Raw genomic sequence first — 14,886 nt, forward strand, 5'->3', positions numbered from 1 at the left:
TCAAACCCTGTGGACCGGGCGCGACGTCGCTTCCCAGGCGCCGCCGACATCGGCAAGCCGTGCCTCGATGCATTCGACATCGAGCATGATCGCGCCGCCGCCCGAAAAGATCAGCTCGACGATGCCGGCCGGCTTGTCGAGCGCGAGAAAGCTGATCGCCAGCAGCGACAGCACTTCGTCCGGCTTGTCGCGGGCAATGCCGCTGGTCTTGGCGCCGAGCACCCGGTCGAAATGCAGCACGGCCTGCCGCCGCTCATTGTGCTGGCGCAAGAAGCCGGATTTCGCCTCCCACACGAAGCGGTTCATGGTCAGCACGAAGCGCTTTACCGAAGGCAGGTATTCGAGATCGCTGACCTTCATGACGGCATCCTGGAGATGCGCCGAGATGATGCTCAGATCCTGATCGTCGAGCGCGACAAGCTTGAGGCCATTCATGCGGAATTCGCACCTGCGAGTTGATTATTCGACCTTCTGTTAGGCGGTCTTTCCGGCTCGTGCAACCGCGCCGGAGGTCTTGGCCAGGCAATCGCTCCGGTCGGCGCCGCCCCTCATCCCCCTGCCGGGACCTTCTCCCGTATAGGGACGGGTGTAGGGGCTGGCCGCAACCTCGGCACCCTCTCCGCAACGCCGGAGATTGGCGAAATCCTTCGCGAGGCGGTCCTACTCCCCGTCCCTATACGGCGAGAAGATGCCGGCAGGCAGGTGAGGGGCAGCGCCGACCTGAGCCTGCTATCATTACCCCGAAATGCGCTCGATTTCCGCGCCGCAGCCGGACAGCTTTTCCTCCAGCCGCTCGAAGCCGCGGTCGAGATGATAGACGCGGTTGACCGTGGTTTCGCCTTCGGCAGCAAGGCCGGCAATGACCAGCGACACCGAGGCCCGAAGATCGGTCGCCATGACTGGCGCGCCCTTCAGCTTCGCTACGCCGTCGACAATCGCCGTCTGGCCGGACAGCGTGATGTGGGCGCCGAGCCGGGCGAGTTCCTGGACGTGCATGAAGCGGTTTTCGAAGATCGTCTCGGTGATGCGCGACTTGCCCTTGGCCATCGTCATCAGGCCCATGAACTGCGCCTGCAGATCGGTCGGGAAAGCCGGGAAGGGCGCCGTCGTCACGTCGACCGGCGAAATGCCGGCGCCGTTGCGCCTGACGCGGATGCCGGAATTGGTCTGCGTGATCTCGGCGCCGGTCTGTGAAATGATGTCGAGCGCCGTCTGCAACAGGTCGGGCCGCGCGCCTTCCAGCACGACGTCGCCGCCGGTCATCGCCACCGCCATCGCATAGGTGCCGGTCTCGATGCGGTCGGGGATCACCCTGACGCGGGCACCCGACAGCGCCTCGACGCCGTCGATGGTGATGGTCGCCGTGCCGGCGCCCGAGATCTTCGCGCCCATGGCGTTGAGGCATTCGGCGAGGTTGACGATCTCCGGCTCGCGGGCGGCGTTTTCGAGCACCGTCTCGCCCTTGGCCAGCGAGGCCGCCATCATCAGCACATGGGTGGCGCCGACCGAAACTTTCGGGAACACATAACGGTTGCCGACAAGCCGGCCGTTCCTGGTCTTGGCGATGACGTAGCCGGTGTCGACATCGATATCGGCGCCCAGCGCCTGCAGGCCTTCGAGGAACAGGTCGACAGGCCGTGTGCCGATGGCGCAGCCGCCGGGCAGCGACACCTTGGCTTCGCCCATGCGGGCCAGCAGCGGGCCGATCACCCAGAACGAGGCCCGCATCTTCGACACCAGCTCGTAAGGCGCCGTCGTGTCGACGATGTTGCGGGCGGAGAAAGTGATGGTGCGCGAATAGCCTTCCTGCTGCTTTTCGCGGCGGCCATTGACCGAATAGTCGACGCCGTGATTGCCGAGGATGCGGATCAGCTGCTCGACATCGGCCAGATGCGGCACGTTTTCCAGCGTCAGCGTGTCATCGGTCAAAAGCGCGGCGATCATCAGCGGCAGCGCAGCGTTTTTCGCGCCCGAGATCGGAATGCTTCCGGCAAGCTTGTTGCCGCCGACAATTCTGATGCGATCCATGAAGAGCGTCCCCTCGGCGCCAAGGCCGGTTTAAATCGGTTGAGTCTGTTGCGGCCATCTAGACCATTGGCCGGCTTGGTTCAAGAAACAGGCTACTCCCCACTTTGGCCCACGCCGACTTGGCCAAAGTACCGGCGACCAACATAGCCGATTCGCGTTAATCTTTTTTCATCGCCGCCTGCAGCCCCTCCGGCCGCTCGTCGGCCTCGCCAGCGCGCCGCTTGTCGGCGTCGCCGGTCCTTCGTGAGCGCGATTGCGCCTTGCGCTTCTGCAGGTTGGCGCGCAACTGCTCGGCCAGCCGGTCCTTGCGGCCCGTTCCGGCCTTTTTCGGTGGGTCATCCTTTTTTGGTGAAAGCGTCTTGTCGTTCATCGTCCCGTCTCCGGCCGGCGACCCGCCAGCGTGCTATCAAGGGATAGCCAACATTGTGGCACGGCCATGTCCGGAACAATCGCCGGTGCGGCCTTTCAACCCGTCTTTGTCTTGGCCTTGCGCTTGCCGGTTCGATATGGCAGAAGCCCCGCCATCGGCGGCTGCGGTAGCTCAGTGGTAGAGCACTCCCTTGGTAAGGGAGAGGTCGAGAGTTCAATCCTCTCTCGCAGCACCAGATTGTTTTCGCTGGCGCATCTTCCAAGGCCTCTTTGACCTGCTCGATGATGATTGTGCGCGGTTGGCGAGGTTGCCGAAAAATATGGCGCCCCGCGATCTGCCGAGTGCCACGCGCACAAGCTCGTCGAAACAGTGGTCTTGCACGCGCACCTCCCGGCGCTCGCACGCGCCATGATGCGCGCGGGGAAAGCGTTCTAGTCTGCCCTGCTGCAGGCTGCTTAACAAAGCTTGCAGCCGGGAACAATCGCTCAATGACTCGCGTTTCTTGCGAAGACCCGCTTCTTTTGCACGGGCAGCGGGCCTCGAAGGCTCGCAAATGTCGCGCCGGCGTTTCAATCGCACTCGCCTCAGCCCTCACGATTTGGCTATTTGTGAACGCGTGTTTGATCAGGTTTGCGCAGATGAGCACATTGACCCTCTAAGCCTGGATGCCGAAGCCTTAGCGGTGATGATTGTCGCAATCTTCCGAAACGTGACTACCAATGAGCGCGAACTGCTGGAGGAAGTTAGGTCTCTTCGTCGCTCAAAAGGCGCAGAGAAGGCGCACTAGCTAGGCGGCGTTCCGAGGCGAATTGTTCTAGTCCCGCATTGGCACAATCGGATTGGCATCTGAATTGCCCATTGATGATCGCCAGAGTGTAGCCACCGAGCTTGCGAAGGGGATAGAAATGGGTTTGGCCGAAGACTTATCTGATGTCGCGCTCACATTCGAATGTCCGGATTGCTCACACCCGGCGGTAAGAAAGGGCTCCGCACTAAGAACAATCGCGCACTTCAGATGCGACGGGTGCAACGGCAAGGTGCGGATGACCTATCCGCAGAAGCTCGCGATCTTCGAAAAGCACAAGCTATTGGCCGCAAGCAGCCGGCAAAGCCGCGGGAAGCGATTGTACGCCCCCTACCGGGGCTGATTGCCGCCGACAACACGACACAGAAGGAAAGTGCCCAAGGTCAGGGGCACAGATGCGGCCGAAGTGGCTTCGCGTGCAGCGACGCCTGCTAAGCCTTCCTCATCCGCGCGGCCTTCGCCCCTTTTGACGCATGTTGACCATGACAATGCGCCCCAATCGGAATAATTCGGGCGAACGGCTCGTTAGTTCGTTAGACGGTGCTAAAATACGGCAAAGTGTCCGAATGTCATTTCATGAAGCCCGCCAGACAGGCTGCCGCTCGCTCTGGCCTAACCGCGAAGGGAACCAGGAATGAAAACGGCTGTTTCGACCTCTTTGACAAGACGAAGTGTTGTCGCCGCGCTGGCGCTGACCGCGGCATCGACGGCGGTATTGCCTGCCGACAACGCGCTCGCCCAGGCCAAGAAAACCACAGCTGAGAAAAGTCTGTATGAGCGGCTGGGCGGCGTGTTTGCCATCGCAGCGGTGATCGATCACTTCAGCGACGCCGTCGTGAAGAACCCGATCGTCGGCAAGAAATCCAAGAATCCGCAGCTGCGCAAATGGCGCACCAAGAACCTGGAAAGGTTGCCCGGCCTCAAGTTCATGCGCACGCTGTGGGTCTGCGACGTTTCTGGCGGGCCCTTCAAGTTCGTCGCCACCAAGCCCGGCACGACGCCGCTCGGCCTCGAGGAGGCGCATCGCGACCTGCGGATTGCCCCCGCGGAATTCGATGAGGTCGCAGCCGAACTCGGGCGGACCTTGGATCATTTCAAGATTCCGAAGCCTGAGAAAACCGAAGTCCTGGAAGCTTTCGCCGCCCACAAGAACGAGGTCACCGCTGGCTACGTCAAGCCGGGCTGAAGCGTCTATATCGTATGGGCATTCGTTCTGAACATGGCGCGCGTCGCCGTGACTATGCGGCGCGGCCGCAGCTCAGCGCGCAATTATCCGATGGTTCCTACTCCAAACCTGCCCGAGCTGTTTCCACACTGAGCGACCCCTCCGGCAGCGGCCGCAGGAGTTCAGCCTCGGACCTCGTGAGATGGATCCAGGCCGCCCAGTCCGATGGCCGCAGCACAACCACTTGCCGATTGTGATATGGCGCGACGTCCGGCCCCGGATCGGTCGTCAGCATCGTGAACGTCGGCGGCTTGTTGCCGACACCCTCGCGCCACAGCCCGGCAATCGCCATGAACGAATGGCCATTCAGCGAGAACCTGTGCTTGGTCTTTGGATATTTCGTTCCCGTGAATTCGAAGAATGCCGACGCCGGAACGAGACAGCGCTTGCTGTTGCCGAACTGCCGGCCCTCCGAGCGAAAGTTGAATACAGGTCCGCCTTTTGGCCCGGCCGGGGAAAGCCGAATGTCATCGACGCCAGTTCGATTGCGTCGCCGGCGGCGCGCATTACAGGCGCGGGGTCGTTGATGTGGATGTCATCCGCCTGCGGCAGATCCAGTTCGGTTTGATGGCTGGGGATTTTGAGCGCCAGCGATTCCATCATCCGGCAGTATTCGGCCCAGGCGATGTGCTGCTCGTAGTCATTGCACATGGAAAGGCTCCGTACGCTCGACCGAGATCAGTTCAACATAGCGTTTATCGGTGGGCGCCGATTGCTGGCGGGTTTGATATAAGCCTATTTGGGCCGGCGTGCGGCAGCGATGGCCTGCAACAGATTGATGCTGTTCACGTCGGGTTCGCTGGATGCGGCAACGGCAAGTGCGGCGGCTTCGGCTATTTTCGCGACGTCGTCGCTGCTGATCGTTCCACGCTTTTCCAGCAGATTTACGAGTTCGACAACGAGAAGAAAGGCGTTCACACCATATCGTTCGGCTTTGAGCTCGAACTCGCCTCGAGCCAATCTCTCCGCGTCTCCTTCAGCCCGTTTGTCCACGTTGGCGTCCTCTCCTATGGCTACAAGCTATTAACGCTTAGCACGAATGGTTTAATCCTTCGAACTGGCCACAACCTTCGCCAATTGCCGGGCATAGTGTCGCCGGTGGCAAGGGCATGGGTTCAGCCAAGGATGAGACCAACCAACAGAACGGTAAGAATAAAGGACAACACGACGGCAAGTAGCCCGCATGCTTCCAAAGTGTTGGTTTGCCAAGCTTTCGTCGGGCGCCTCCGGTTTGAATTCCTGTTTCGCGAAACAAACTTCATCGGGCACCAGATCGGACGCGGAGCCGGCTTGAATTTGGCAAAGCGCTCCTCTTCATCGGCCCGGAAGGCATCTCCGCGAAACTCCGGAGCACCGTATGCGCGGCGCCGGCCTGCCTTTCATCGACGCGAGCCATCACCAGTACGACACCTTCTGCGATCTTCGGCTTGCGCGGCTTCTGGGCGAAATTGGCGAAAGTTCCGAGAAGCACGCCGGCAAAGCCGCCCCACGCCGCACCGACCAGGGCCATGCCGGTCATCCCCGCAGGATCAACGCCTTGAACTCCAAAAGCGCTGAAACCGGCCAACAGACCAGCCGTCGCGCCAAGTGCGGCACCAGCGACGGCACCCCGCCAGAGAGCGCTCATCTCATCGTCGTAATATCCAGCAACGCTGATCGGTTCATCATTGTCATTGTAAGATCCGACGACGCTGATTTGCCGGCGACGAATCCCGGCAGCCTGAAGCCTGGCCACGGCACGTGCTGCCTGGGCATGGGAATTGAACAGTCTGCTGATCGTTTGCATTTACGCCCAGGCCCGACTCTCGTTCGGAGCGTCGGGCCTCTCCTCCCTGGCTTGAACTCTTCCGCCCGGACGCATCTTCGTCGCGCCAAAGCTCACCACAACGTGAGCCAGCCGGCTACGTTCCCAGCCGGGGCTTCGGTCCAATCCTGGAGTATCTTGCTTGGGACCTAAGTCTGACCTGCTTGAATGCAACGGGCAGTGAGGCCACGCCGAGAGGGAGCCGTTGCTGAATCGAAGAGGTCGAGGAGAGGGCTAAGGCCTATCGCAGACCCAAAAAGCTCAAAATGGCTATTACGATCACGATCGCGCCGACCAGCCAGATAATGTTGTTCATGATTGCACTCCTTCGCCTCCGGGTGGGGTGCACGCCGAGGCGAAGCCCGCCACGCAAGTAGAACATCAGATATGGCTAAAGGTTCCTCGCTCGCCTCGCTGTCGAAAGAGCCCACCGCACCAGTCGGCACGGCGGGCGACGCAGAGTTTCACCCCGGTGGTGGGCAGCAAACGGCATTGCATCCAAAGGCTCAGCTGATGCTTCTGGACCAGTTATCAACCTGGCGCTCCGCCTCTTCCTTGGCGATGCCATATCGCTCCTGGATGCGTCCCAAAAGCTGGTCCCTATTGCCCTCGATGCGATCAAGATCATCGTCGGTGAGGTCACCCCACTGCTCTTTCGCCTTGCCTTTGAACTGCGTCCATTTTCCCTTGATTTGATCCCAGTTCATATGTTCCTCCTTGCTTCCTAGGCCCGCACTAAAGCGGAGCGCGGACCGATCAGCATTGCATGTCGGTGACGAATGAAGATTAGCGGCCGCTAAAAGTTCCGGTGCCGACGCAAAAAGCCCGCCGTGCCCGTGCCTGACTGTGAGCTGATGTTGATGATGTCCGGAGCTTGATGCTCTTTCGCGGCACTATCTTATGCCGTTGAAGTCGCCGAGCTTCTTGCTGGTTGGCCTTGGCTGGCAAGCCTTGAAAGGCTACCCGGCAGCATTGTTCTGTCCTTGCCGATCATCAGCACGCCGCTGTCGGGCGCCAACAGTGCCGAGAACGGCAGCATCGCCGCGCCGATCGGCGAAGCCTCGGGGCCGAATTGTCCCGACACGATTTCCGGCGCCACGATGCCGATGGCGCTGATCCTGTTGAACTGGGTCTGCACCTTTGCCAACAGCTCGAGATGAATCGGCCGCGGCAGGATGCTGTCGAGAACGATCGCCTCGATGTCGATGACGGAGGTGATGGCGATGATCGCCTCGACCAGCGCATTGGCGCAATCGTCGATCCATTCGGACAGCGGCTCGCGCGCCCCCGGCGGCAAGGGATCGAGTTCGCGCACACGGTTGATCTCGATGCCGCGCGATTTGAGATGATTGACCAGCACATAGATCGAAGCGCGATGCAGCAGGCTCTGGTAGCGCGCCGGCTTGGCCGCCACCGAATCGAGGCTTGAAGGCGAGACCGGCAAAGGACCGAGCGCGGCGCTGTTGCCGTGCGGCCCGGTATGGACCTTGCCGCCTTGCACCAGTCCGCCGCCGACAAAGGTGTCGATCGAGATATGCATGAAGTCGCGGAACCGTGCGCCGGTCCCCTGGATGAGTTCGGCGAGTGCGGCCGATGATGCGTCGTTTTCCACGAAGACCGGGGTCTTCGGCTTTGTGGCGAAGAACGTCGTCAGATCGATTGCTTCCCAGCGGCTGCCGAGATCGTCGGGAAAGCCGAGCTCTTCGCTCCAGCCGCCGAGGAAATATGGCGAGGCGATGCCGACGCCGACGATGCTGGCATCGCCAAGCCCCTCGACCAGCTTGTCGAAATTGGCCAGCGACATGTTGCCGGCCTTGAGCACCATGTCGGGATCCGGAAAGCGATATTCGTGCGACTCGCGCGAGCGGACCTCGCCGGCAAAGTCGACGAGCACGGCTTCCAGCGCGCGCCGGCCGATCTTGATGCCGACGCTGTAGATACGCTCAGGTGCAAGTCGGTAGAGAGTGGATGGCGATCCGCGTTGCCCGAACCTTTTCCCCACTTGCTTTACGAATCCAGACGATTCCAGCCCGTCGACAATGGTGGCGACCGCGGCCGGCGTCAGATTTGCGGCGCGCGCCAGATCGGACTTGGATGCCTCCTTCAGGCGGCGAATGGCATCAAGCACGAAGCGCTCGTTATAATGCCGAACCTTGACCGAATTGCTGCCTTTTCCGGACAAAACCGGCGCCTCCCCATTCATCCCCGCAGAGCCACTCCAGCCGCTTGCAGCTTTGAGGCTGCCGCGGGGTCGAGCACTCCAATCGCACCCGTGCGCGACGCGACAGTGCCCTTCGCGGCCATGGAAGTCAATTTTCCAGTTGCGGCATTCGGCCATTTAATATAGCAAATTGAAAAAACAGGACCAGGGAGGAAAGGTGCTGCACTTGGGCGCATTAGGCGAAGCCGACGCCATGGTGAAGAGCGACGCGGCTGTCCCCGTTGCCCTGGTTCAGGCGACAAAAGCCTTCGGCGGCACGATTGCCCTCAAGGACGCGTCCTTCGAATTGCGCTCAGGCGAGGTGCTGGCTCTGCTTGGCGAAAACGGCGCCGGCAAGAGCACCTGCGTAAAGCTGCTGGCCGGCGTGTATCTCCCGACCGGCGGCCATGTCGAAGTCGATGGCAAGCCTGTGGTCTTCCATTCGCCGCACGACGCCCAGGCTGCCGGCATCTCGGTCATGCACCAGCACCCCGGTCTTTTCCCTGATCTTTCGGTGGCGGAGAACATCTATCTCGGCCATATGCCGCGCGACCGCTTCGGCGGCATCGACAACGCCGCCATGCTTGCCGGCGCGCGCAGGGTGCTGGCGACAGCCGGCCTCGACGTGCCGGCCGAAACCCGGCTCGGAACGTTGCGCACCTCCGAACAGCAACTGGTCGAGATCGCCCGCGCCCTGTCGCTCGACGCGCGGGTGCTGATCATGGACGAGCCGACGGCCGCCCTGTCGCAGCGCGAGGTCGAGCGGCTGTTCACCGTCGTCGCCGACCTGCGGCTGCACGGCGTGGCGATGATGTTCGTCGGCCACCGCATGGACGAGATCTTCCGCATCGCCGACCGCATCGCCGTGCTGCGCGACGGGCGTCTCATTGGCGTCAAGCCGAGGGCCGAGCTTGGCCGCGCCGCCGCCATCGGCATGATGGTCGGCCGCGAGGTCACCGACCTCTATCCGCAACGAAGCCACGCGACCGGTGCACTGGTGCTGGAGGCGAGGGGGCTTTCGCACGCCGGTGGCTTTTCCAATATCGACCTCAAGCTCCATGCCGGCGAGGTGCTCGGGCTCGGCGGCCTGGTCGGCAGCGGGCGGACCGAGATCGCGCGCGTGCTGTTCGGAATCGACCAGCCCGATGCCGGCGAAATCCTGATCGACGGCGAAGCTGTGCGCTTCGCGTCGGCACGCGACGCCATGGGTGCGCGTATCGCCTATGTCTCTGAAGACCGCATGGGCCAGAGCCTGGTGATGGATTTTTCCATCCTCGACAACGCGGTGCTGCCAGTCCTCGACAAGGCAGCCCGCTCCGGCTTCTACGGCACGAACCGCGCGATCAATCTGGTTTCGGACTGGCTGAAGCGCATGAAGCTTCGCTTTTCCGGCTACGCGCAGCCGGTAAAGGAACTGTCCGGCGGCAACCAGCAGAAGGTGGTGTTGGCCAAATGGCTGCGCACCGAACCGCGCGTCCTCATCCTCGACGAGCCGACGCAAGGCATCGATGTCGGCACCAAGGCGGAAGTGCATGCGATGATCGCCGACCTTGCCGCGCAAGGCATGGCCATTATCTTGATCTCCTCCGAAATGCCCGAGCTCATCGGCATGTGCGACCGCGTCATCGTCCTGCGCGAAGGCCATCGGACGGCCGAATTCAGCAGGGGCGAAGCCACTCAGGAAAAGGTGCTGGAAGCAGCGACCAAGGCCGGCGAAAGCGCCGATGCGGCGGCACAGGCCGCCGGCGAGGAGAAGAGAAAAGGACCGCTCGACATACTGAAGCGGCGGGAGTTCGGTCTGCTCGCCGCGATGCTGTCGGTCGCCATCCCGGTCACCATCATCAACCCGCGCATGGTGAGCGCTGCAAACCTGACCGCCGTGTCGATGGATGCCGCCTTGCTCGTCGTTGCAGCACTCGCGCAGATGCTGGTGCTGATCACCCGCAACATCGACCTTTCGATCGCTGCGGTGATCGGCCTGTCGGCTTACATGGCGGCCAGCATGGTCCAGGCCTATCCAGGGCTCGACATCGGCATTGGCCTGATAACCGCATGCGCCGTCGGTGGCGTCGCCGGCCTGATCAACGGCCTCGTCGTCACCAGGGGAAAGATCCCGGCGATCGTCGTCACGCTGGCCTCGATGTCGATCTTCCGCGGCTTCAACTCGATCTGGGCAGCCGGTGACCAGATCAGCGCCGACGAAGTCACGCAAGCCTGGCTCGACATGACCGGCCTGAAGATCGCCGGCGTGCCGCTGATCGTCGTCATCGCGATCGTCATCCTGTGCCTGGGTTATGTGCTGCTCTATCGCACGGCCATCGGGCGCGAACTGTTCGCCGCCGGCTCCAATCCCGACGGCGCGCGTCTGATCGGCATCCCCGTCGACCGGCGCATTCTGCTGGCCTTTGGCATGGCCGGCCTGCTCGGCGGCCTGTGCGGTGCGCTGTGGGCATCGCGCTATGCGACCATCGATGCCCGCGTCGCGCTCGGCTTCGAACTCACCGTGATCGCGTCGGCGGTGGTCGGCGGCGTCGCCATCCGCGGTGGTTCGGGCACGCTGCTCGGTATCATCCTCGGCGCGCTCACGCTGCTCGTCATCAAGAACGGGCTGACGCTGGTGCGCGTCGACCCGCTGTGGCTGCAGGGCGTCTACGGCCTGGTTATCCTGGTGGCCATCGGCATCGACACCTTCATCGTGCGGCGTGCCGAGCAGGCAAGACAGGCGAGGGCGCGGTGAAAAAGTTCCTCCGTTCGATCGACTTCTGGGATCTGCTGCTGGCGACCTCTTGCGTGGCCATCTTCCTCTATGCCGCGATCTTCGTGCCGAATTTCGTTTCCGGCTTCAATCTCTCGCAACTGGCCGCCAGCGCCTCGGAAAAGGCATTGCTGATCCTGCCGATGACGCTGCTCATCATCACCCGCGAGATCGACCTGTCGATCGCCTCGGTGCTGGCGCTGACCTCCGTCGTCTTTGGCTTGCTGGTCCAGGCCGGTGTGCCGACGCTTGCCGCAATCCCGCTGACGCTCGTCATCGGCGGCCTGCTCGGCGCCTTCAACGGCTATCTGGTCTCGGGCCTTGGACTGCAGTCGTTGCTTGTGACGCTCGGCACCATGGCGCTCTACCGAGGCATTGGCTACATCCTGCTCGGCACCGGCTCGGTCAACATCCTGCCGCCCGCGCTCGTCGATTTCGGCATCAACAACCTGCCTGGCACCGAGATACCGTGGACCATCGTGCCCTTCCTGGTGCTGGCGCCGGTGTTTGCGGTCGTGCTGCAGAAGACGCCGACCGGCAAGCGCATCTACGCGCTCGGCGGCAGCCCCGAAGTGGCGCGCTATTCCGGCATAAACACGCGCCGGATGGTGCTGAACCTGTTCGTCGTCTCGGGCGTCGTCGCGGCGATAGCCGGCATCGTTTATACCGCGCGCCTTTCCAACGCCCGCGCCAACAATGCGCTCGGCATGGAGCTCGACGTCATCACCATCGTGCTGCTCGGCGGCGTCAGCGTCTTTGGCGGCAAGGGCCGCCTGACCGGCGTCATGCTGGCACTGGTCCTGATCGCCATCATCCGCAACGTGCTGGCGCTGAACCAGATCGGTGGCGACGCGCAGGGCATGATCATCGGCCTGCTTCTGATCGGCTCGCTGCTGGTCGGCAATTACTGGCGCTCCACACAGGAGATGCTCAGCAGATCCCGCGCAATGCGCGAGACAAAGGGGTGATCTCGGGCCCCTTCCTTCAAGCCCGAATTTTGACGGAGGAGTCACAATGAAAGCGTTTAGATTAGCCCTGCTCGCATCCGCGGTTCTGCTTGCGCCAAGCTCGCTGGCCTTCAGCCAGGAGTGCGCCAAGGAACCCGTAACGGTCGGTTTCCTGCCCAAGCTCGACACGGATCCCTACTTCAAAGTGGCCTTCGGAGGCGCACAAGAGGCAGCCAAGGAAATTGGCGGCACCGCTACGCAGGTCGCCCCATCGCAGGCGACCGCCGAGGCGCAGATCGAATTCATCAACAGCCTCGTGTCGCAGAAGGTCGGAGTCATCGCAATTGCCGGCAACGACGCCAATGCCGTCGCGCCTGCGCTGAAGCGCGCCGTTCAGCAGGGGGTCAGGGTGATTTCGTATGACTCCGATGTGGCCGCCGATGCGCGTGCGGTGTTCGTCAATCAGGTGAAGGGCGACAGCCTCGCCGAGATGATGCTCGAAAGTGCATTCGCCCTCAGCGGCGGTGAAGGCGAATTCGCGATCCTGTCGTCGACGCCGACGGCGACCAACCAGAATGCCTGGATCGACTTCATGAAGGCGAAGATGGCGGCCGAGCCGAAGTTCTCCAAAATGAAGCTGGTGCAGGTGGCCTATGGCGAAGAAAGCGAACAGATCAACCAGCAGCAGGCATTGGCGCTGGTGCAGGCGTTTCCCGATCTCAAGGTGATCATCGTCCCGGCAGGCATCGGCCTTCCGGCGGCCGCGCGTGCACTCGAGGAAGCGGGCATGATCGGCAAGGTCAAGCTGACCGGGCTCGCGCCGGCCACTCTGATCTCGAAATACATCAAGGACGAAGCGGCTCAGGATATCTGGTGGAACGTCACCGATCTTGGCTATCTTACTTATCAGACGGCCCAGGCGTTTGCGCAATGCAAGATCACCGGCAAGGAGGGTGAGAAGTTCACGGCAGGCAGGCTCGGCGAATACACGATTGGCGCCGGCGGCGAACTGATCCTTGGTCCGGCCAAGATCGTGACTCCCGAAAATCTGGCCGAGTTCAAATTCTGATCCTATAGAGCTTGAGTTCTAGGGGGCGCCGGTCCATCCGGCGCCCTTCCTAAAAACCTCTCGAATGAAAACAGTGCGGGGCGGCAATGAAGATATTGCTTGCAGGCGAAACCTTTGCAGCGACGACCTCGGTTGCCATCGGCAGCGACGTGCTTACAAGTGCGGCCTCGACAAATGGTGCGACGGCCTTCAATGCCGCGCTGGCCACTGAAGGCATCGCGGTCACGCAGATCGGCGGCGAGCGTTGCAGCGCGGCGTTTCCCTATGACCTCGATGGGCTCGCCCAATATCAGGCGGTGGTGATCTCCGACGTCGGCGCCCTGACATTGCTGGTGACGCCGGATGCCCGCGCCGGGCGTGTCGGCGTCAACCGCCTCGATGTGCTCAAGGCCTATGTCGAAGGTGGCGGCGGGCTGATGCTGGCCGGCGGTTACATGGGCTTTCAGGGCATGTTCGGGACGGCGCGTTTCCACGACACCCCGGTCGAGGACGTTCTGCCGGTCCGTTGCCTACCCTACTGCGACGGCATGGAGGTGCCGCAAGGCGTGCAGGCCTCCATCCTGCAGTCGTCACATCCGATTTTTTCCGGGGTGGAGGGGCCTTTGCCGCCGATTCTCGGCATGAACAAGCTGGAATTCAGGCGCGACGGTTCGTCCCGGCTTCTGGCGACCTGCCACCATCGCGGCACCGACTGGCCGCTCCTTGCCGTCGGTAGCCATGGCCGCGGCCGCACGATTGCCTGGGCAACCGATATCGGCCCGCATTGGCTCTCGCAGGATTTCCTCGGATGGCCGTTCTACGGAAGACTGATGGCGAACATGGTCGGTTGGCTCGCCGGCGATGGATGAGAAAGCTGGTTTGACCAGTGCGGCTGCCCAATCCTCCAACGAAAGACCAGGCTATCAAGCATGCGTTGAATCAGGACGGCAGTGGCTGATAAACCGAAACCCCGATGTATCGATCGTATGAGCCACGATCTTTCTCAGGAAGCTTGTCTCGGGTTACACGTAATGTGAATCCCCCCTGCAAGTGCCCCGCGTCGAGAACCATCCAATCGAAAATATCATCGCCTTCAAACGAAAGTCGCTGTCCGACTTGATGCCATTTCTGAAGCTCGGGTGGCACCTCGAAAAACGCACCTGAAAATAGCCGCTCCTCAGCATGATAATGCACAGCGGCAAGCCAAAGGAAAACAAAGTGGTCCTCCCGAAGACGTACGGACTCGTCGGGATCGCGAAACCGAAGCTTCGCGGAACAGAAGGCATCTGCATTTCCCTCGATATGTTCGACAAATGTCGGCACACTCGCAAGCGCGCGATCGTAAGCTGCTAGGAAGGCGGGGTCTGTCTGCGAGATAGCCGCGAAGAGTGGCTCATTCCGCGGTTCGTCGAATTCACCGTTCGATTGAGATTTTTCGCTCATAAAGACCTCTTGGACTAACCTTGCGAAGTCCGCGCGCTTCTTCCTGGTGTGGGGAGACGGCGCTCGCGAAGCGGTGTCGCACTACCAGCCAAAGAGCCCTATCACGCTACCGACCAACCGCCATCCACCAATATATTCGCGCCAGTGATCAGTGACGCCGCCGGCGAGGCGAGGAACACCACGGTGCCCGCGACGTCGATCGGGTCGCCGATGCGGCCGAGCGGAATGTGGCCAGCACATGCAGGCGAGTGCGCAGGCGCG

Annotated in this window: 13 protein-coding genes, 1 tRNA gene and 2 pseudogenes; 7 read left to right on the top strand and 9 right to left on the bottom strand. The window is 61.9% G+C overall.

The genetic code is table 11. The features are described 5' to 3' along the window. The 3 genes from NKK47_RS15590 to NKK47_RS15600 all read right to left on the bottom strand — a co-directional run bounded on the left by NKK47_RS15590 (position 1) and on the right by NKK47_RS15600 (position 2,398). On the bottom strand, positions 1-435 hold the full coding sequence (locus NKK47_RS15590; protein ID WP_023677407.1) for a DUF2948 family protein: 435 nt from the start codon (positions 433-435) through the stop codon (positions 1-3). A gap of 300 nt (positions 436-735) precedes the next feature. Beyond that, positions 736-2,028 carry a UDP-N-acetylglucosamine 1-carboxyvinyltransferase gene (gene murA, locus NKK47_RS15595; RefSeq protein ID WP_023677408.1) on the bottom strand — a complete coding sequence of 431 codons (1,293 nt, stop codon included), beginning with the start codon at positions 2,026-2,028 and terminating at the stop codon, positions 736-738. Positions 2,029-2,185: 157 nt separating this feature from the next. Next, complete coding sequence (locus tag NKK47_RS15600; RefSeq protein ID WP_352571653.1) at positions 2,186-2,398, bottom strand: hypothetical protein; 213 nt, start codon at positions 2,396-2,398, stop codon at positions 2,186-2,188. Between the two features lie 160 nt (positions 2,399-2,558). Here NKK47_RS15600 and NKK47_RS15605 point away from each other — a divergent pair. Continuing rightward, positions 2,559-2,633: transfer RNA gene (locus tag NKK47_RS15605), tRNA-Thr, on the top strand. Between the two features lie 1,204 nt (positions 2,634-3,837). Continuing rightward, positions 3,838-4,389 carry a globin domain-containing protein gene (locus tag NKK47_RS15610; protein WP_352577519.1) on the top strand — a complete coding sequence of 184 codons (552 nt, stop codon included), beginning with the start codon at positions 3,838-3,840 and terminating at the stop codon, positions 4,387-4,389. Positions 4,390-4,486: 97 nt separating this feature from the next. Here NKK47_RS15610 and NKK47_RS15615 read toward each other — a convergent pair. After that, a pseudogene (locus NKK47_RS15615) lies at positions 4,487-5,079 on the bottom strand (SOS response-associated peptidase). 84 nt (positions 5,080-5,163) lie between these two features. Next, the gene (locus NKK47_RS15620; RefSeq protein ID WP_352571650.1) at positions 5,164-5,421 is read right to left on the bottom strand and encodes a hypothetical protein; all 258 of its coding nucleotides are present in this window, start codon (positions 5,419-5,421) and stop codon (positions 5,164-5,166) included. Positions 5,422-5,785: 364 nt separating this feature from the next. Here NKK47_RS15620 and NKK47_RS15625 point away from each other — a divergent pair, with 364 nt between their 5' ends. After that, entirely contained in the window at positions 5,786-6,385 is a 600-nt protein-coding gene (locus tag NKK47_RS15625) for a hypothetical protein (protein WP_352577520.1), read from the top strand. Positions 6,386-6,738: 353 nt separating this feature from the next. On the opposite strand, the gene NKK47_RS15630 is transcribed toward NKK47_RS15625, so the two are convergent. Both NKK47_RS15630 and NKK47_RS15635 read right to left on the bottom strand, forming a co-directional pair. After that, complete coding sequence (locus NKK47_RS15630; RefSeq protein ID WP_023719429.1) at positions 6,739-6,939, bottom strand: CsbD family protein; 201 nt, start codon at positions 6,937-6,939, stop codon at positions 6,739-6,741. Between the two features lie 191 nt (positions 6,940-7,130). Beyond that, complete coding sequence (locus NKK47_RS15635) at positions 7,131-8,414, bottom strand: ROK family transcriptional regulator (RefSeq protein WP_352577521.1); 1,284 nt, start codon at positions 8,412-8,414, stop codon at positions 7,131-7,133. A gap of 196 nt (positions 8,415-8,610) precedes the next feature. On the opposite strand from NKK47_RS15635, the gene NKK47_RS15640 reads away from it, so the two are divergent. The 4 genes from NKK47_RS15640 to NKK47_RS15655 all read left to right on the top strand — a co-directional run bounded on the left by NKK47_RS15640 (position 8,611) and on the right by NKK47_RS15655 (position 14,051). Then, positions 8,611-11,169, top strand: a complete 2,559-nt coding sequence (locus NKK47_RS15640; protein ID WP_352577522.1) for an ATP-binding cassette domain-containing protein — start codon at positions 8,611-8,613, stop codon at positions 11,167-11,169. Then, positions 11,166-12,155 carry an ABC transporter permease gene (locus NKK47_RS15645; RefSeq protein ID WP_352577523.1) on the top strand — a complete coding sequence of 330 codons (990 nt, stop codon included), beginning with the start codon at positions 11,166-11,168 and terminating at the stop codon, positions 12,153-12,155. The genes NKK47_RS15640 and NKK47_RS15645 overlap by 4 nt, the downstream gene beginning before the upstream one ends. 46 nt (positions 12,156-12,201) lie before the next feature. After that, entirely contained in the window at positions 12,202-13,203 is a 1,002-nt protein-coding gene (locus tag NKK47_RS15650) for a rhamnose ABC transporter substrate-binding protein (RefSeq protein ID WP_023677420.1), read from the top strand. Positions 13,204-13,289: 86 nt separating this feature from the next. After that, positions 13,290-14,051 carry a glutamine amidotransferase gene (locus NKK47_RS15655; RefSeq protein WP_023677421.1) on the top strand — a complete coding sequence of 254 codons (762 nt, stop codon included), beginning with the start codon at positions 13,290-13,292 and terminating at the stop codon, positions 14,049-14,051. A gap of 70 nt (positions 14,052-14,121) precedes the next feature. Here NKK47_RS15655 and NKK47_RS15660 read toward each other — a convergent pair whose 3' ends face one another. Together NKK47_RS15660 and NKK47_RS15665 are read right to left on the bottom strand one after the other, a co-directional pair. Then, entirely contained in the window at positions 14,122-14,625 is a 504-nt protein-coding gene (locus NKK47_RS15660; protein ID WP_352577524.1) for a DUF2314 domain-containing protein, read from the bottom strand. A 101-nt stretch (positions 14,626-14,726) separates the two neighbouring features. Then, positions 14,727-14,867, bottom strand: a pseudogene (locus NKK47_RS15665) (SDR family oxidoreductase); the annotation flags it as partial. Between the last annotated feature and the right edge of the window lie 19 nt (positions 14,868-14,886).

This window comes from Mesorhizobium sp. M0019, from assembly GCF_040323975.1.
In the GTDB taxonomy this organism is placed as follows: Bacteria; Pseudomonadota; Alphaproteobacteria; order Rhizobiales; family Rhizobiaceae; genus Mesorhizobium.